Source organism: uncultured Hymenobacter sp. (genome assembly GCF_964242765.1).
Classification (GTDB): domain Bacteria; phylum Bacteroidota; class Bacteroidia; order Cytophagales; family Hymenobacteraceae; genus Hymenobacter.
Map to the genome: position 1 here is coordinate 33,795 of NZ_CAXTBM010000046.1, position 17,297 is coordinate 51,091.

Annotated in this window: 19 protein-coding genes; 5 read left to right on the forward strand and 14 right to left on the reverse strand. The window is 54.3% G+C overall.

From position 1 onward, the window contains the following. Positions 1–151: 151 nt before the first annotated feature. Genes ACFE7X_RS17775 through ACFE7X_RS17785 form a run of 3 tightly spaced genes read right to left on the reverse strand, consistent with a single transcriptional unit; the run spans position 152 to position 1,774 of the window. Entirely contained in the window at positions 152–622 is a 471-nt protein-coding gene (locus ACFE7X_RS17775) for a S46 family peptidase (protein WP_375437033.1), read from the reverse strand. Beyond that, positions 558–1,433 carry a S46 family peptidase gene (locus ACFE7X_RS17780; RefSeq protein WP_375437034.1) on the reverse strand — a complete coding sequence of 292 codons (876 nt, stop codon included), beginning with the start codon at positions 1,431–1,433 and terminating at the stop codon, positions 558–560. The genes ACFE7X_RS17775 and ACFE7X_RS17780 overlap by 65 nt, the downstream gene beginning before the upstream one ends. Then, on the reverse strand, positions 1,430–1,774 hold the full coding sequence (locus ACFE7X_RS17785; RefSeq protein ID WP_375437035.1) for a S46 family peptidase: 345 nt from the start codon (positions 1,772–1,774) through the stop codon (positions 1,430–1,432). Before ACFE7X_RS17785 ends, ACFE7X_RS17780 begins: the two co-directional genes overlap by 4 nt. A 245-nt stretch (positions 1,775–2,019) precedes the next feature. On the opposite strand from ACFE7X_RS17785, the gene yidD reads away from it, so the two are divergent. Next, a complete protein-coding gene (gene yidD / locus ACFE7X_RS17790) occupies positions 2,020–2,241 on the forward strand; it encodes a membrane protein insertion efficiency factor YidD (RefSeq protein WP_375437036.1) in 222 nt (73 codons plus the stop codon). 295 nt (positions 2,242–2,536) lie between these two features. Next, positions 2,537–3,439 (forward strand): hypothetical protein, encoded by a 903-nt coding sequence (locus ACFE7X_RS17795; protein ID WP_375437037.1) that lies wholly within the window; start codon positions 2,537–2,539, stop codon positions 3,437–3,439. Between the two features lie 109 nt (positions 3,440–3,548). Here the strand turns inward: ACFE7X_RS17795 and lgt are convergent, their stop codons facing one another. From lgt to ACFE7X_RS17830, 7 genes are all read right to left on the reverse strand, one after another. Next, complete coding sequence (gene lgt, locus ACFE7X_RS17800) at positions 3,549–4,553, reverse strand: prolipoprotein diacylglyceryl transferase (protein ID WP_375437038.1); 1,005 nt, start codon at positions 4,551–4,553, stop codon at positions 3,549–3,551. A 117-nt stretch (positions 4,554–4,670) separates the two neighbouring features. After that, positions 4,671–4,976, reverse strand: a complete 306-nt coding sequence (locus ACFE7X_RS17805) for a hypothetical protein (protein ID WP_375437039.1) — start codon at positions 4,974–4,976, stop codon at positions 4,671–4,673. Next, complete coding sequence (locus tag ACFE7X_RS17810) at positions 4,969–5,601, reverse strand: RNA polymerase sigma factor (RefSeq protein WP_375437040.1); 633 nt, start codon at positions 5,599–5,601, stop codon at positions 4,969–4,971. Before ACFE7X_RS17810 ends, ACFE7X_RS17805 begins: the two co-directional genes overlap by 8 nt. 211 nt (positions 5,602–5,812) lie before the next feature. Continuing rightward, complete coding sequence (nadE, locus tag ACFE7X_RS17815; protein WP_375437041.1) at positions 5,813–7,753, reverse strand: NAD(+) synthase; 1,941 nt, start codon at positions 7,751–7,753, stop codon at positions 5,813–5,815. Between the two features lie 129 nt (positions 7,754–7,882). Beyond that, positions 7,883–8,620, reverse strand: a complete 738-nt coding sequence (gene rnc, locus ACFE7X_RS17820) for a ribonuclease III (RefSeq protein ID WP_375437042.1) — start codon at positions 8,618–8,620, stop codon at positions 7,883–7,885. Beyond that, the gene (gene fabF / locus ACFE7X_RS17825) at positions 8,620–9,870 is read right to left on the reverse strand and encodes a beta-ketoacyl-ACP synthase II (protein ID WP_375437043.1); all 1,251 of its coding nucleotides are present in this window, start codon (positions 9,868–9,870) and stop codon (positions 8,620–8,622) included. Before fabF ends, rnc begins: the two co-directional genes overlap by 1 nt. Positions 9,871–10,045: 175 nt before the next feature. Further along, positions 10,046–10,282 carry an acyl carrier protein gene (locus ACFE7X_RS17830; protein WP_019948606.1) on the reverse strand — a complete coding sequence of 79 codons (237 nt, stop codon included), beginning with the start codon at positions 10,280–10,282 and terminating at the stop codon, positions 10,046–10,048. A gap of 161 nt (positions 10,283–10,443) precedes the next feature. Here ACFE7X_RS17830 and ACFE7X_RS17835 point away from each other — a divergent pair, with 161 nt between their 5' ends. Further along, positions 10,444–10,872, forward strand: a complete 429-nt coding sequence (locus tag ACFE7X_RS17835) for an IPExxxVDY family protein (protein WP_375437044.1) — start codon at positions 10,444–10,446, stop codon at positions 10,870–10,872. A 110-nt stretch (positions 10,873–10,982) separates the two neighbouring features. After that, the gene (gene pyk / locus ACFE7X_RS17840) at positions 10,983–12,422 is read left to right on the forward strand and encodes a pyruvate kinase (protein ID WP_375437045.1); all 1,440 of its coding nucleotides are present in this window, start codon (positions 10,983–10,985) and stop codon (positions 12,420–12,422) included. A 98-nt stretch (positions 12,423–12,520) separates the two neighbouring features. Here pyk and ACFE7X_RS17845 read toward each other — a convergent pair whose 3' ends face one another. Continuing rightward, positions 12,521–14,041, reverse strand: coding sequence for a T9SS type A sorting domain-containing protein (locus ACFE7X_RS17845; RefSeq protein WP_375437046.1), 1,521 nt, complete (start codon positions 14,039–14,041; stop codon positions 12,521–12,523). Positions 14,042–14,173: 132 nt separating this feature from the next. After that, positions 14,174–14,431 (reverse strand): 30S ribosomal protein S20, encoded by a 258-nt coding sequence (rpsT, locus tag ACFE7X_RS17850; protein ID WP_245122196.1) that lies wholly within the window; start codon positions 14,429–14,431, stop codon positions 14,174–14,176. A gap of 313 nt (positions 14,432–14,744) precedes the next feature. On the opposite strand from rpsT, the gene ACFE7X_RS17855 reads away from it, so the two are divergent. Continuing rightward, positions 14,745–15,728 carry a YheT family hydrolase gene (locus ACFE7X_RS17855; protein WP_375437047.1) on the forward strand — a complete coding sequence of 328 codons (984 nt, stop codon included), beginning with the start codon at positions 14,745–14,747 and terminating at the stop codon, positions 15,726–15,728. Positions 15,729–15,730: 2 nt separating this feature from the next. Here ACFE7X_RS17855 and rsmG read toward each other — a convergent pair whose 3' ends face one another. Further along, positions 15,731–16,351 (reverse strand): 16S rRNA (guanine(527)-N(7))-methyltransferase RsmG, encoded by a 621-nt coding sequence (rsmG, locus tag ACFE7X_RS17860; RefSeq protein WP_375437048.1) that lies wholly within the window; start codon positions 16,349–16,351, stop codon positions 15,731–15,733. Between the two features lie 235 nt (positions 16,352–16,586). After that, entirely contained in the window at positions 16,587–17,204 is a 618-nt protein-coding gene (locus ACFE7X_RS17865; protein ID WP_375437049.1) for an RNA polymerase sigma factor, read from the reverse strand. Positions 17,205–17,297: the final 93 nt, after the last annotated feature.

The window sequence follows — 17,297 nt, forward strand, 5'->3', positions numbered from 1 at the left end:
TGGCATTTGGGTTGCTGCTGAGCTATCAGAAGAGCAATTGTAACTATCCGTGGTTGCACGATTATATGAATAGAAGCCTATTTACACAAAAAGGTCTCACTGCTATGTGGCAGTAAGACCTTTTTTAAAGAATATAACTTCAGAACTCAACTTACATACCGGCGGCGGCGCTTTCCTTGCCTTTCTTCTTTTTGACTTTGGTTTTCTGACCGTCTTCGGTCTTCACTTTCATCTTTTCCACGTCGCTGAGAGCATCAACTGAAGCGGTAGCAGCAGGCCCCACGCCGGGGTTGGGACCGTTGTTGACAATTGTCATTTCGTCTACAATGTGCTTGGCGCCGCCCAGCTTCTCGATGCACCAGAGCACGTAGCGAATGTCGGCGTTGATGCAGCGCTTTAGCTCCGGGTCGTAGGCCAGGTCGCCGGTCATGGCTTCCCAGTTGCCGTCGAAGGCCAGGCCGATTAGCTCGCCGCGGCCATTGATGACGGGCGAACCAGAATTGCCGCCGGTGATGTCGTTGTCGGTGATGAAGGCGACAGGCAGGCTGCCATCCTTGTCAGCGAAGCAAGCGGCCGTAGTCTTTCTGCTTGAGTAACTCCAGTTCCTTTTTAGGTACCACAAACTTCTCGTTGGTAGGGTCTTCCTTTTCCAGAATGCCTTGAGCCGTGGTTTTGTAGTCGTAGCGTACGGCGTCGCGGCCTTTGTAGGGGCGCACGGTGCCGTAGCTGAGCCGGATGGTGGAGTTGGCATCGGGCGAATACACTTTCTGGCTGTTCTTCTCGCGCAAGGCCGCGATGTACAAACGGTTGGCGCGGGTGAGGCCCGCTTGCAGGGTCTGCATTTTGGGCAGGATGTTCTGCGTGTAATTCAAGTACACGGAGTTGAAGGTTTTGAAACCAGGGTCAGCCTCTAGTTTCGCCAGGGTAGGATTGGCCAAGAAGGCATTAACCTTAACTTCCGACGTGAGAAAGGAATTGGTGAACACGTAGTCGGCGTACTTCGGCCAAGAACTGTTATACTGCTTCTGCACGGTCTGGAACACGTCGGGCAGTTGCGCTTGGGGTACGTCTTTGCCGTACAAGCTCATCAGAGCGGCAAACATCTTCTTATCCGTTGAGGCGCTATAGTCCTTGAAGTACTCGGCTACCGGCTCCTTCAAGGCTTCAACCGCCTTCTGAATAGCTGCCTTATCGGCAGGAGTGGTTTTAAGCGTTGTGTAGAGCGGCATCATGCGCGAAGCCAGCGTCATGATTTCTGTCCCGAAAGCGGCTTCGTTTACATAGTTGGCGCTTGAGTTGTACTCGCGCAACCCGGCGTAAGCCTGGCTGATGGAGTTGAGGGCCTCGCCATACTGTTGGGCACGAGTGGGGTCTTGGGCAATCCACTTCATCAGTTCGTTTTCCTCGGCTTTCTTGGAATCTACCGTTTTCAAGCTTTAGTAGCAGCGAAAAAGCCGTTTTGCAGGATGTTGTTTTGCGGAGTGCTGTGGGTTTGCAGGGCATCATAGCCGCAGTGGTGGTTGGTTAGCAGCAGGCCTTGGCTGCTTACAAACTCGCCGGTGCAAAAGCCACCCAGCTGCACCACAGCATCTTTCAGGCTAGCATTGTTGACATCGTATATTTCTTCGGCCGTGAGCTTAAGGCCTTTTTTCTGCATGTCGGCTTGGTTGAGTTGCTTCACGAAGAGCGGCAGCCACATGCCTTCGTCGGCGCGGGCCGTGAGGGGCAGCAGCAGCGTTAGGAGCAGGACTTTCGTCCAGTTGGTTTTACGCATGAGTGAAAGGGAATAAGTAAATAAAACAGCCGGTGAGGTTGATTAGCGAATTTACGAAAAGAGTGGAGCCCTATTGTTCGGAAAGAAGGTGACGTAGGTTCCTGACAAGCGGCACTAAAAGCTGGCGCTAGGTTTTGTAGCCGTAACGCGCAGGCGTTTGCTACCCTCGGTTGCGGATAGGTCTCCAGGTTTTCTCTGGCTTGCCTGCCGCAATTTTTTCGTGCCCTTTGTAGTTCTTTGTTGCTATGTCGTACTTAGTTCGTCAAGTGCTGTTAGGGCTGTTGTGGGTGTACCGCTACTTGATTTCGCCGCTTACCCCGGCTAGCTGCCGCTACACGCCTACTTGCTCTGCTTATGCCGTTCAGGCCATTCAAAAATATGGGCCGTGGCGCGGCGGCCAGCTAGCCGTACGCCGTATGAGCCGCTGTCATCCCTGGGGTGGCCACGGCTACGACCCAGTTCCTTAGCGGTAGAGTGGCACAACACTGAGGCAACTACACGAAGGAATCAGACAACGCGGCTTTTATTGATTGAGCTTAACCTTCCGAATCAACAAGCTCTCGCCATGTGGTAGTTGGCAAGGGCCTGCGGGGTCAATGCATTTGTTTTACACAGGAACAGCCTTCCTTGTTCCACCTCTGCGCAGTAGCAATCCACTGTTGAACTAGCCATTTACTTTCTGTTTTACGTAGTAGGCTGCACTGTTATTGTTGGAGCGTTAGTTTCAGCAATATTTCCACTTTTGTTTTCCACATTTACTTGATGTCCAGGATATCTCTGCTTGCCCTAAGCCTCGTTACTTTACTAGGTTCGGCTTGTTCTCAAGCCCAAAGTGACACTGCCAACGAGTCGGGCGAGTCGCCCAAATCCGAAAAGAAGAAAGGCAAGAAGAACAAGAAAGGCGACAAAGAAATAGCGACGGGCCTGCAAGCAGTGGGCGAGTTGCAAGGCGGCGTACCCGAAAGCTCGGGGCTTGCGCACGGCATCCGGCCGGGCACGTTCTTCACCCACGGCGACGCGGGCACAACGCCGGTACTTTACCTCATCAACGAGAAAGGCGAGTTGCTCGGTCAGCGTGAGCTACCGGTACCAAACGTCGATTGGGAAAGCCTCGCCGATGATGGCAAAGGCACTATTTATGTCACTGATACGGGCAACAACAACAACTCGCGCCAAGACCTGGCCATCTACCGCGTCAATCCTGATCAACCCGATAAAATCGGTAAAATTAGCTTTCGCTACGCCGACCAAAAAGCTTTCCCCCCGGCCAAAGAGGAACGTAACTTCGACTGCGAGGCTTCGCTTTGGCACGCTGGTAAGATCTATTTGTTCACAAAAGACCGCGCCCAGCGAAGCACCAGCAAAGTTTACACCTTATCCGATCAGCCGGGCTCCCAAACGGCGCAGTTGCTTGCTAAACTCCCCGTTGCCGGCGAAGTAACCGGTGCCGACTTAAGCCCCGATGGCCGTCATTTGGCCTTGGTGGGCCAGCAGGAACTATATCTTTACGATGGCGACAACTTGGAAAGCGCGCTAAAAGCTACGCCCAAAACCGTTTCTCTCAAGGGCTCAGGCCAAACCGAGGGTATTCTGTTTCTCGACAATGGCACCCTGCTTATCAGCACCGAACAGGGCTCGCTCTACCGCTACCAGTTGCAGCCCTAAAGCCGGGTACCACAAAGAAAAGCCACCTCTTGCTCAGCAAGGGGTGGCTTTTCTTTGTGGCCTAGATCATCTTTCATAGACCTCTCCAAGGGAGGCAAAGGCTAAAATACTAGGCTTTGATGGCCTTTTTGTTGTTGGCTTCTTCTTCGTTTAAATCCCGAGGAGCATAGCCGTACGGATTTTTAGGGTCTTTGCCGGCGCGCCACAATACCCACAAGCCTACTAGAATCAGCGGCAAGCTCAGAATCTGGCCCATGTTCAGCGGTAGCTTATCCTCGAAAACTTCCTGGTTTTCCTTCAAGAATTCGCCCAGGAATCGTTGGGTGAACAACAATACCACGAAGAGCCCAAACAGTAACCCGCGCGGCGTTCGGTCCTTGGTTCGGTTCCACATGCCATATAGCAGCACGAGCAAGAAGATACAAAACGCCGATTCGTAAATCTGCGTAGGGTGGCGCGGCACGGCCATCGGCGAGTCGGGGGCAATGGGGGTACCTTCGGGCAGCAGCCGGTAGGTTTGGCTGCCATCGGTACGCACAACAGGCTGCGCCGCTATTTGTATCGCTCCTGGCGGTAAGGGCCGCGTAACCGGCTGTAGATGGTCGGCGTCGCGCACAAAAACAAAGGCCCAAGGTTTATCTGTTGGCTCGCCTACAATCTCGGAATTCATTAGGTTACCCAAACGAATCATGGCTCCGCCCAACGCTACCACAATCACAATGCGGTCGAGCACCCAGAGGTAGTCGAACTTGTTGTTGCGGGCAAAGAGCCAGCAGGCCAGCAAGATCCCCAGCGTGGCGCCGTGGCTAGCCAGTCCGCCTTCCCAGATTTTAAATATCTCCAGGAAGTGCTCGGAGGTCAGATAATAATCTGGGTCATAAAACAGTACGTGCCCCAGCCGCGCACCCAGAATGGTGCCGGCCAGCATGTAAATAGTAATGACATCCACCCAACGCGGCGACGTCCGCTCCGACTTATAGATGTGCGAGAGAATGAACGTGCCGAACACAAAGCCCGACATGAACAGCAACCCGTACCAGCGCAGCGTCAGCGGCCCTAGTTTGGCCAGAATGGGGTCGGTATTCCAGGTAATGTAGGCGAGGAAGGAAAGCATGGTTACGAAAAGATGGAAGGGACTCAAAGGTACTCAGACATTCGGCTTACGACTTCGCAAACTGCTCGCCACTCAAGCACTGGGCAGGCAGGGGCAGTTTGTACTGGCAGTAACCAATCAGCGACCAGGTAAAGATGCTTGTCGGCCGCTAGGATAGAGTTGATGATGGCTGGCAGGCTCAACTGAGCGCAGCACGGCACCATCGCCGCTAAGTAGCAGTACTATACCCAGCATGATGGCATAGCCGGGCCAGCGCAGCCGGGTGCGCTGCAATTGGCGCTCTACTGATACCTCGCCGACGAGCCGGGCGCGTACCCGACTGTAAAAGAACGGGCGGGGTTGAGCATTTTGCTGGGTACGCCACTGGCGCAGCAGGTTTTCCCATTCTTCATCGGCAGTGGGACGAGTGGCAGAATCAGGCATGGCGCAGAGGAAGAATAAGATGGTTGCGAAGAGTTTTGCGGGCGCGAAACAACAGGGATTCTACGGCAGGCACAGTGGTTTTGAGAACAGCTGCTATTTCCTCGTAGCTCAGTTCCTGCTCGTGGCGCAGTGTAAAAGCCACCTGCTGCTGGTCGGGTAATCGGGCAATGTGCGCCAGTAAAAGCGCCAACTGCTGCTGCCCTTCCATTTGCGCCTGCGGGTGCGCATGGTCCGTCGACTCGTGCAACACCTGGTTGTCAAAGCCCAGCAGACTGGTGAAATAGGCAAAGCGCTTTTGGGCTCGAGCCCGCTGCCGGTGTTTCAGGGCCCGCGAAGTAGCCAACCGATAGAGCCAAGTGCTCAGCGCGGCCTCACCCCGAAACCGGCCAATTGTTTGATAGACTTCCACAAAGACTTCCTGCGCCACGTCTTCTGCTTCTTCCGGCGAGCGTAGCAGAGCCAGTACCGTGCGGTAAATACGGTTCTGGTATCGTTCCACTAGCGTACGAAACGCTACCTCACTGCCCTGCTGTAATTGCGCTATCAACTCGGCATCAGCGGAAAGAGCCGAGCATTGCGCAGGAGGCAGAACGCCGTGAGCGGCAGGTAGCGGAAGGGTGTACACCAGTGAAGAGAGAACTGAAGACTAGAAATGACACCTACTTAGGGCCCGGCTTTTTCCGTGACTACTGAGGCTACATCTACTTAGGCCAAGTTAGCGCATAAAACTTGCGCCCACCCTTCACATTTTTTATAAGAGCATGACTTACAAAGCAATATTTCACAAACCCAACAATATGCTTCTTGCTGAAGCTCAGCCATAATCCGCCAGACACCTACAAGGCATTCAACTCTTCGGTGTAGCCGCCGCTCAGGATAGGGAAACGCAGCCAGGAACGAGGGTCCACGTTGTAATCGTCGAGGTGAAAGCTGGGGGCGTACCGCTCGCGCTTCCACTGATTGCGGCTCCAGAGACTGTAGAAACGCTTCACGTAGGTTTTCAATTGCTCGGGGTCCGTGGCCGGCTCTTCTTGCACCAGCGTAGCCAGCACCTGTTGCGGACTGAGCCGATTATAAAAAGCCAGCCGCTCAATGCGGTTGAGTAGCACGTAGGGCATCAGGTCCCGCTCGTCGGTTTGCTTTTCTTCGAGAGGACGCAGTTCGGCGGTAGGTTGCAGGTTGTTGACGTGGCTCAAGGCTGCGTAGCCTAGTTCCGTTTGGGCCCACACCAGCCACTTTTTCACAAAATCTTTGTCGACGCCGCCAATAGGCGAAATGCTGCCGGCCGTGTCGCCGTCCATGGTGCAATAGCCTACAGAAGCTTCCGAGCGGTTGGAGGTGGTGATGAGTAAGCAGTTCTGCACGTTAGCCAGCAGCCAGATAGCTGGGGCCCGCACCCGCGCCTGAATGTTTTGCAGGGCTAGGTCATCGGTTTTCCAACTCAGCTCCCGGTTTAGCGCATGCTCGATCTTGCCCACGTACCCCGTCACCTCCTGGTCGATTTCCCAGTTGTGAAACACTGCCCCAATAGAGTCCGCCAGTTCCTTTGCCGAGTTGAACGTATCGTCGGAAGAATTGACGGTGCCTTGGTAAGCGCAGGTGAGCAGACGACGAGTGAGTTGTTGATTTATTTTTTTCTGCTGCTGGTCGGGGTCGGTCAACGAAGCATCTTTCGGACCGGGCATGTCCTGGTCGGGCGCTGGTGCCACCGGACCGGCTATATCTTCGATTTCCTCGGTGGTAAAGCAGCCGCTGCGCCGCATGAATTCGGCCGTACCAAGTTCCGTAGTGCCCAGTCGCACCATTTCGGCCACCGACACGGCGCACAAGCAGGAGTCGGCCCCGCCGCTCAAGCTCAGCACGAAGCCCCGGCTACGCGCCTTGCGCATGTAGTCGAACAGCGCCAAACTTAGCGCTTGGTTCAGTTCTCGGTATTCGTCAGGAGCAGGCAGCGGGTCTATGGCTTCAAGCGAAACTGGCTCGAGCGGCGCTGCGAAATCAACGTCCACGCATTCCATGTCCACTTCCTTGAAGCTCATGAGCTGATTGCGCAGTAGCAGATGCCCGTTGCGCGCTACCAGAATCTCACCGTCGTAAGTGATGCGACCCGCTTCGTTGCCAAGCAGGTTGGCGTAGAGGTAGGTGCAATTGAAGTTGCGCGAGGCGCGCAGTACCAGTTGGTAGCGCAAGTCGGTCTTGCTCATGGCAAAATGCGAGGCCGACGGATTCACAATTAGATCCACTCGCCCTTGCAGCCGGCAGGCAGGCCGCACATTGTCGGGTCGCCACGCATCCTCACAGATTTCAAACCCAAACTTCACGCCTTGGTGCTCGAAAATCATGTCGCCCAAGGTCCACTCCTCCCCTTCCCAGGTTACGGTAGTAGTTTCACCAGCCGGCCACGGATAGAAAAAACGCGGTTCGTAGTGCACGCCGTCGTTGGCGAGGAATTGCTTGGCGGCAAAGCCCAGAATCTGCCCGTCGCGCAAGACAGCGGCCGTGTTATAGGTGCGGTGCTGTAGGCGCACCGGCAAGCCCACTACCACGCAGATACCTTCGGTCCAGGGCCGCACCTGCTGTAAGTGGACTAGTGCCTGCTCCGGCAGCCAGTCACTCAAAAACAGGTCCTCGCAGCCGTAGCCCGTCAGGCACAGCTCCGGCAGACAGAGCAGTTCCACCCCGGCGGCTTTGGCCTGCTCGATAGCCTCGCGGATCACCCGCAGATTATGGGTCCAGTCAAATGGTATCTGGTTGAGGGCAGCGCCAGCAATTCGCATAAGTCAAGGAGAAAGTTGATTCTACAAAACAACTCTATTTCCCGGCTTTGGGTTGCCATCTGCCTCTGCGCCCTCTATGGGTTAAGGTGTTATTCTGCTTTTAACCCGCAAAAGGACACCTCGTGTTTTTTACACGCCCAGCACCTCCAAGGCTCGTTCAGCGGCCAGCTGTTCTGCCTGTTTCTTGCTCAGGCCCATGCCCGTAGCTATTGCTTCTTCATCCAGTAGCACAGTGGCCGAAAACTCCATTACGCCCCCTGGCCGGGGTTCTCCGTTCAATTCGTAACGGAGTATTTTGCCGTTGCGCTGCGCCCATTCGATGAGCTTACTCTTGAAGTTGGTGGTGGTTTGCGTCATGGACTTGACGTCCACGTACGGCTTCACGATGCGCCCTAGCACAAACTTACGGGCCGCTTTGTAGCCCTGGTCGAGGTACACAGCACCTACCAACGCCTCGAGGGCGTTGCCATTTACAGAACGAGAGCGAGCGGCCCGGCCCTGGCCCGGATCAAGTTGAACGAGCTTATCAAGACCCAATTTCAGAGCCAGAGAGTTAAGGCTCTCCCGGTTCACAATGCGGCTGCGCATCTCTGTCAGGAAGCCTTCTTGCTCGTACGGAAACTTGCGAAACAGGTACTCGGCTACCACGGTGCCGAGCACCGCGTCGCCGAGAAACTCCAGTCGCTCGTTGCTTTGCTGCCGTCCCTGCTCGCCCTGCTGCCGCACCACCGACGAGTGGGTGAATGCCAAACGATAAAGCCGCACGTTGGAAGGCGTGCGGCCCGTTACCGTAGCAATAGCTTGCAGGAAGGCTTGGTCCTGGCCCAGCATTCGCCGAAAAAAGCCGAATAAGGGCAGGCGCGCCATTATGCCTGAAACTTGCGAAACACCACTGACGTGTTGTGCCCGCCGAAACCAAACGTATTGCTAATGGCCACATTCACCTCACGGGTCTGCGCCTCGTTGAATGTGAAGTTCAACCGCGCATCCAGTTCCGGGTCGTCGGTGAAATGGTTGATAGTGGGCGGTATAATACCGTGCTGAATAGCCAGAATACTAGCTACCGCCTCAATTCCGCCTGCGCCGCCCAGCAAGTGGCCTGTCATGCTCTTGGTGGAGCTGATGTTGAGGTTATAGGCGTGTTCTCCGAATACCTTCTGGATGGCCTTCACCTCGGCGCCGTCGCCGAGTGGCGTGCTCGTGCCGTGGGTGTTGATGTAATCCACTTCCTCGGGCTGGATACCAGCATCGCGCAACGCATTCTGCATGACCAGCACCACTCCTTCACCCGTAGGGTCAGGAGCCGTGATGTGGTACGCATCCGAAGAAAGGCCGCCCCCGATGATTTCAGCGTAGATTTTCGCGCCGCGGGCTTGGGCATGCTCGTAGTCTTCGATTACCAGCGCCCCCGAACCTTCGCCGAGCACGAAGCCGTCCCGCTCCTTGTCGTAAGGCCGCGAAGCCGAAGGCGCATCGTCATTCCGCTCGCTCATGGCCTTAAGGGCGTTGAAACCGCCCACGCCGGCCTCGGTGATAGCCGCTTCCGAACCGCCAGTTACCACCACATCGGCCATACCAAGGCGGATATAGTTGTAAGCAGCCACGATGGCGTCCGAGGAAGAAGCACAGGCCGAAGTAGTCACGAAGTTGGGGCCACGGAAGCCGTTCTTAATCGAAATATTACCCGACGAGCTGTCGGCAATCATTTTCGGAATGAAGAACGGGTTGTAGCGTGGGGTTCCGTCGCCCTTGGCAAAGCTGAAGCACTCGTTCTGGAACGTTTGCAACCCCCCAATGCCGGAACCCCAAATAACCCCTACCCGGTCTTTGTTTACACCTGTCGCCAAACCAGCATCGAGGATGGCCTCGTCGCTGGCAATGACGGCAAACTGCGTAAACAGATCCATTTTCCGACCTTCTTTGCGGTCGAAGTAATTATCAGGATTGTACTCCTTCACTTCGCAGGCGAAGCGAGTTTTGAACTTGCTGGCGTCGAAGCGGGTGATGGGCGCGGCACCACTCATGCCTTGGCGCAGGCCGTCCCAATATGTTGGGACGGTGCTACCAAGTGGCGTGATGGCACCCAACCCCGTAACGACAACTCTCCGAGAAGCCATAGGAATAGGCAGAGATTACGAAAAAGTGGAAAAGCAAAACGGCCGGCGGCAGGCCGACCGAATGCGCGAAAGCCGCTAGAAAACGAGTAGTTGGCAGTAAGTAGCGAGCAGTGAGATGTACCTAAAAAGGCTGGAAGGTCTCCTTACTGTATACCAATTACTTAATACTATCCACTTATTTGGCGTGTTCCTCGAGGTAGCTGATAGCCTGACCCACGGTACCGATGTTTTCGGCTTGGTCGTCGGGAATGGACACGTTGAATTCTTTTTCAAACTCCATAATCAGCTCTACTGTGTCGAGCGAGTCGGCACCTAGGTCGTTGGTGAAGCTTGCCTCGGGAGTAACCTCAGATGCTTCTACGCCTAGTTTATCGATGATGATGGCTTTTACTTTTTCTGCAATTTCAGACATTTCCGTGGGGGTTTAGAGAAAACTCGCCACAAATAACACCATCTTCCCTAACATTTTCAAACATCGACTCCCTAATCTTGTCGGTACAAGATTCTGACCTGAGCAGTTCATTTCGAGGGCTAGGTGTGTAATTTTGCTTGCTCCGGCTTCCGTACCTGCCCATGAAAACGCTCACCCTGGACGTAGAATACGAGTGCAACTTCGACTTGTTTGGGGTCGTTTCGTCGAGCCGTGAACATACCCTAGCGTGGCAACTCAACCAGTTGCTACGCCTGCGCTTGGTGAAACAGCAAGACCTGATTTACGACTTGTTCAGTCAAGGTCGGCTTGTTATCAGCAACTACTTGCACGCCACCGAACACTTCACGCTGCGGCTATTACGCAACCGTTCCCAGGACCCGTCGGCCCTGAAAAAGCCGTTCTTAGCGCCCGATATCAAGGAATACGATTACTTGATTCAAGTTAGTAACGGCACCGGCATGCTGGCGCCCGAAACCCTAGTAACGGAACTTGCCACCCTGCCCGTGGTGCAGTACGTATGTCAATTCGACCCCAATAGCCTGAAGTTTAAAGAAAATCTGCTCTTTTGAGGATTGTAGCGCCAAGCTCCAGCTTGGCGAACGGTCAGCTCACCGAGCTGATCTTCCACTTCACTCACCGTTCAACAACTCACCAAGCTGGAGCTTGGCGCTACTTGCCCATGGAAACACGTGTTCAGTTCAATAAAACCAAAATTGTGGCCACCGTCGGTCCGGCCTCCAACACCTACGAACGGCTGGCCATGCTCATCCGTGAAGGAGTGGATGTATTTCGGCTCAATTTTTCGCACGGCTCCCACGAAGACCACCTTTCGGTAATCAACACGGTACGGCGCCTGAATAAGGATTTGCGCACCAATGTGGGCTTGCTGCAAGACTTGCAAGGCCCCAAAATTCGGTTGGGCGATGTTGAAGGCGGCGGCGTTGAAATTACGCGCGGCGACAAAATCAAGCTGGTATGCGGCGAGAAGGAAATCAGCACGGCTACCCGCCTGAGCACTATCTACATGGGTTTGGCCCGCGACGTGAAGGCCGGCGACATGATTTTGCTTGATGACGGCAAGATTGAGTTGAAAGTGCTAGCTACCGACCGCGAAACTGAAGTGGACGTGGAAGTGGTGTACGGCGGCCTAGTGAAGCCTCGCAAAGGCATCAACCTCCCCGACTCCGATGTATCAGCTCCTTCCATGACCGAGAAAGACATCGAAGACTTGAAATTTGGGCTGGAACACGACGTGGACTGGATTGCGCTGTCGTTTGCCCGCCGTGCCGAAGACATCCGCTTTATCAAGAGCTTGATTGCGGAAGGCGGAAAATCAACCCGCGTAATTGCTAAAATCGAGACGCCCGAAGGCCTCAAGAACCTCGACGAAATCATTGCCATTACCGATGCCGTGATGGTAGCCCGCGGCGACCTCGGCGTGGAGGTGAAGATGGAAGAGGTGCCGATGGCGCAAAAGATGATAGTGGAGAAGTGCAACAAAGCGGGCAAGCCGGTTATTGTGGCCACCCAGATGATGGAAAGCATGATTTCGGCCCCCCGCCCGACTCGGGCCGAAACCTCCGACGTGGCCAATGCTGTAATGGACGGCGCTGATGCGCTGATGCTCTCCGCCGAAACTGCCGTAGGCCAGTATCCGGCCGAAGTAATCCGCTCGATGGTAGGCACCGTTGCCAGCGTGGAGAGCCGCATGTCGAGCCTGTACAACCACTGGTTCCCCATCGACCCAACCGCGCCCAGCTTTATGGTGGACAGCTTGCTGTCAGCGGCTTGCCACTTGGCCAAGAACACGGGCGCCAAGGCCATTACGGCCATGACGCACCGCGGCTATACGGCCTTCCAGATTGCGAAGTACCGCCCCAAAGCCAACATCTTCGTGTTCACCGACAACCGCCCCCTACTTACTACCCTTAGCTTGGTGTGGGGCGTGCGTGGTTTCTACTACGACCGGATGGTAAGCACCGACAATACGGTGCTGGACATTAAATACGTGCTGACTACCATGGGTCACCTCCAGAAAGGTGACGTGTTCATCAATACTGCCTCTATGCCTATCAACGAGAAAGGCAAAGCCAATATGGTAAAGGTAAGCGTAGCGTAAAGCCGAGGCTTACACTTCACCCCCCAGGAGCACAAGCTGTTTAAAAAAGGCCCGCCTGATAAGTCAGACGGGCCTTTCCATTTTCAGAATTGAGACTATCATTCTCCGTGTTGCAGCCGCAGATGCTGGGGTGCTGCGCCAAGAGCCTGCACTTTCACCAAATACATGCCGGCAGTTAAACCTAGCAGTGGCAACTCTATGGTTGTTTGGCCAACCTGTAGCTGCTGGCTCTGAACTACACAACCCAGCGCATCAAGGAGTTGCACATCAACCCTGGTGCGAGCCGGAACCGGCAGCGTGAGCGTAACGGTGGCCGTAGCCGGGTTTGGATACAACTGCACTGCTGCTGCCCGTTGCGCAGTCTTGGTTGGCAGCAGCAGTGCAAAGTTGGCGCGGTTGCCGCAGGTTTGCACGGTGCCGTTCACAGTCCGCCGGACATACACGAGGTTGTACTCGTACTGCGCAATAACGCCTACGTTCACTCCCAGCAATTGCTGCCACCCTAGCGCATCTATCCCGGGAGAGTACATGTAAGATGAGCTGCTACCAGATCGGTAAAGCCTTTCCTGACGCAGGAACGCCGACCCGCCGCATGTATTTCCAGCTCGATTTGCTACCACGGCGTGCCCCATTAGCAAGGTATTTTGCGGCGTTGTCTCCGCCCGGTATTCGTAAGCCAACAAGTCGGCACCGAGGGGCAGCGCAACCGAATTCACGCCGCTGCTACGAATCCAGCGGCCGGTACGCCGAGAGGCAGCCGTCCGAATTGTGGCGATGGGCGTGATGAAGCTCCCTGTACCGGGACAACTAGGAGCGTTGCTGTACGTGGTTTGGCTTTGCTGCTGAACCGTGTATACAACGCTGTCTGCCGTGACCCGCCGGCTGAGCACGCGCTGCAACAGCCAGCCCGTGTAACACGGAAATGTGCTGAATGCGGTTGGTTCTTGGTAGTAGCCTACCTCGTCGCCGGGCTGTAGATCTAGCAGCGTCAAAGGGTTATAGTAGCTCAAGCCGGCGGGAGCAGGACGGCGGGCTAGCGTAAGCATACGCGGCCGCCCACTACAGAATCGCAGATCAGCCGGCGCTGACACCAAACCGAAATTCTTGCTTAGTACCACTTGCACGTTAGCAGGTGCGTTGCCGAGTTGAAACGTAGCCACCGAATCCAGCATACCATCCACCATGGCAGTGCCACGCGCCACTAGCGTAGTGCGGTAACCTACATCAGTACAAGCACTCGTCCAGGTATCTCCAATCCGCGCAAACGGCTTTAGCACCAGTGCCAGATCCAACGTGAGAATTGGCGTGGGGCCACCATCCCAAAACAGCGTGTAGGTTCGTTGCGCCGCGTTATAGCGCATCAGCTTGCCAAACTGATTGTTCCGCGATTTTTGCCAAGCAATACCATTCGTACGCCGCATAGTGCGGTTGAAATAGTACACTGAATCGGCACCTTGCGTACCAGCTGAGTCCAGCCGTAAGGTCAGAATGGTGTCGGTGGAAGCGCCGCGAAAGGCGTGCACATCGCCATTAGGACGGAAGGGACGCCAGCTTTGCGCTTGAGATGGTAGCCAGTTTAAGCCAACACATATAAATAGCAAACGGTACAGATATTTCATAGAATAGACAATCAGGAATAAGAGGATGATAAGATAGAAAATAAACAATAGTATCCGAGCAAACGCGAAAAGGCCCCGCACTTGCGCGCGGGGCCTTTCCTGTATGAAAGAGCAGAAAGTAGCTTTTGCCGCTTAGGCAGCCAGCGACTTCACGAACTTAGCCAGCTTCGACTTGTTGTTGGCGGCTTTGTTCTTGTGGATGATGTTCTTTTTGGCCAGACGGTCCAGCATCGACGATACTTTGCTCAGCAGCTCTTGTGCGGCCGTAGCGTCGGTGGTTGCACGCAGCTTCTTGATGGCGGTGCGGGTAGATTTTGCCTGGTAACGGTTCAGCACGCGCTTAGCTTCGTTGGAACGGATGCGCTTAAGGGCCGACTTATGATTTGCCATGAGTTAAAAAGGTCTTCTGCTCGAGTTCAGTTCAATTGGGTTGGCAAAGGTAAGGTTTTGGTTGGAAATAGCAAACACTTGCTTGAAGCTAGCGGCTTTAGTTAAGCTGACAACTGAATTCAAAACATAGTTTCGATTGCTCGTTGCTGCTAAGTTGAATTGTAGCCAACCGGTAACTTTTCGGTTTTTTCAACAGTTCTAAGTTCATATCTAAAACACATTTTACTGCCTTGAAACTGTATGCATGCATACAGTTTTTGTTTATATTTCACTACTTAACAAGCCTTCCCTGCTCTGCTAACTTACCTTCCCTATGCCTCTTATTGCACACTCTCGCTATCAGCCGCCATTCTATCTTTTCAATGGCCATCTACAAACTATTGTTCCTAGTCTGCTGCGTACCGTGCCGGAAGTGCACTACGAGCGGGAACGGGTGGAAACCGAAGATGGTGACTTTCTGGACCTGGATTGGTCGCGCATCAGCGACCGAACTATTGATACGCTGTGCATCGTGTCGCACGGGTTGGAGGGTGATGCAGGGCGGCCGTACGTACGCGGTATGGTGCGCGCCCTCAATAAGGCCGGGTTCGATGCCTTAGCCTGGAACTACCGCAGCTGTAGCGGAGAAATGAACCGCTTGCTCCGCTCCTACCATCTTGGCGATACCGACGACCTGGATTTTGTGGTGCGCTATGCGCTGGGCTCGACTCGTTACCGCCGCGTGTACCTCACCGGCTTCTCGGCCGGCGGCAACGTGACCTTGAAATATCTGGGCGAAAAGCCCGAACGGGTACCCCAGGAAATACAGCGTGCCGCTGTTTTCTCGGTTCCCACCGATTTAAAGTCCAGCTCGCTACAAATTGGGCGCCTAGAAAACCGAATCTACCTTAACCGCTTCCTTAAGTCGTTGCGGAAGAAGATGCGCGAGAAAGCTGTGCTCCTACCCGACCAAGTGGATATCAACGGCCTCGACGAGCTTATCGACTTTCCGCAGTTCGACGCCCGGTTTACGGCCCCCATGCACGGCTTCAAGTCGGCGGAAGATTACTACGAGCACGCTAGCTCCGGCCGCTACCTCAGCAACATCCGCATTCCTACTCTGCTCGTCAACGCCCAGAACGACCCGTTTCTGCCTCCCTCCTGCTTTCCTCGTGACTTAGCCGCACGCAGCGAGTTTGTGTTCCTGGAAACCCCGCAGGAAGGCGGCCACGTTGGGTTTGGCGAAGGTTCGCCTGATGGTGAATATTATTCGGAGCGCCGCGCCGTGGAGTTTCTGACGGCTAAAGTGCCAGCGTGACCCTACTGGCTTACAGGCACAAACACGACCTTTTTGGTTTCGAAAAATTCTTCTTCGTAGAAATCATTCAGGTCATAGACCTTGGCGACAAGGCCGGATTCTTGTATTTCCTCTGTCAAGTCGCCACCTTTCAAGTAGTACAACCCATTGGTAGCATTGCCGCCAGCCTTGTAGCGGAAAGCAACCCAGGTGTGGAAGGTGGCGAGGCGAGCAACGGCACGACTCACAATGTAGTCGTATTTGGTGCGCAGCTGCTCGGCGCGGATCTGCTCGGCGGTTACGTTGGTTAAACCCAAGTCACGGGCCATTTCCTGCACGGCATGAATTTTCTTACCAATGCTATCTACGAGGTGAAACTTCACTTCCGGGAAAAGAATAGCTAGTGGCAGGCCCGGTAGTCCGCCACCGGTACCCACATCCAGCACCGACGCTCCGGCCGGAAACTCCACCACTTTGGCAATGCCCAGGGAATGCAGAAAATGACGCTCCGCCAAGTTGCCGACATCGGTGCGGGCCACAAGATTGAGGCGCTCGTTCCAGCTGCGAAACTCGGTATCGAGTTGCTGAAACAACTGACGCTGGTGGTCGGTAAGGTGCGGGAAGTAGCGGGTGATAATATCCATCGTGCCGGCAAAGATAGTGGCCTTGACTAGGTGCTCACTGAGAGGGTATCCGAATAGAGGGTTGTTATTCCAACGCAGGGGAATCTGGTTTGGCTTGATCAACATATTTCACCCAGATTCCTTCTGCGTCGGAAGGACAAGGTTTTTACCTGATTGGATAGGCTCTTTGCCAAGGCTGCTTGAGTTGGCAATTCTGTTGCGCATAAAAAAGCCCCGCTTGATGGCGGGGCTTTCACTATATGATTTCTTTCTTGTTCTTCACCATGTCATAGAGCAACTCGCGGGCGCGGTGCAGTTGGGCCTTCACGGTGCCGAGGGGGGCTTTTAGCTCCTGAGCTATTTCCTCGTAACTCAGCTCATCGAAGTAACGGAGCGTGACGAGACGCTGGTACTTATCGGGCAGCCGCGAGACGACGTGCTGCATAATTTCAATTTTTTGATTTTTGATGGTCGACTCCTGCGGGTTCAGGTTCTGGTCGCGGAAGTCGATGGTAATTTCGTCGCCGTTGTCGATTTTGATGGCCGAGTCAATCGACATCGTCTTGATTTTATTCTTGCGAATAAAGTCGATGCAGTTGTTGGTAGCAATGCGAAACAGCCACGTGCTAAAGGCAAACTCCGGGTTGAATTTGTGCAGGTTGCGGAACGCTTTAGCGAAGGCTTCAATAGTAAGATCTTCGGCGTCATCGGGGTTGCGCACCATTTTCAGCACCACATGATAAACCGGCTTCTTGTAAATCTGCATTAATTCAGCATACGCTTTTTCATCACCGTTTTCGACGGCGGCCCGAATTAATTTGAAGTCGTGCTTGGCTTTAGCTGAAAATTGTTTTTCCGGATTATTTACTTCCATCGTAGGTTACGGTAGAGGAACAGCGAGATTCCCAGAGCGAAATAATAAAAAAAGTAGACAAGGTCTAATACTGGCAATAGAGCACCTGGCAGC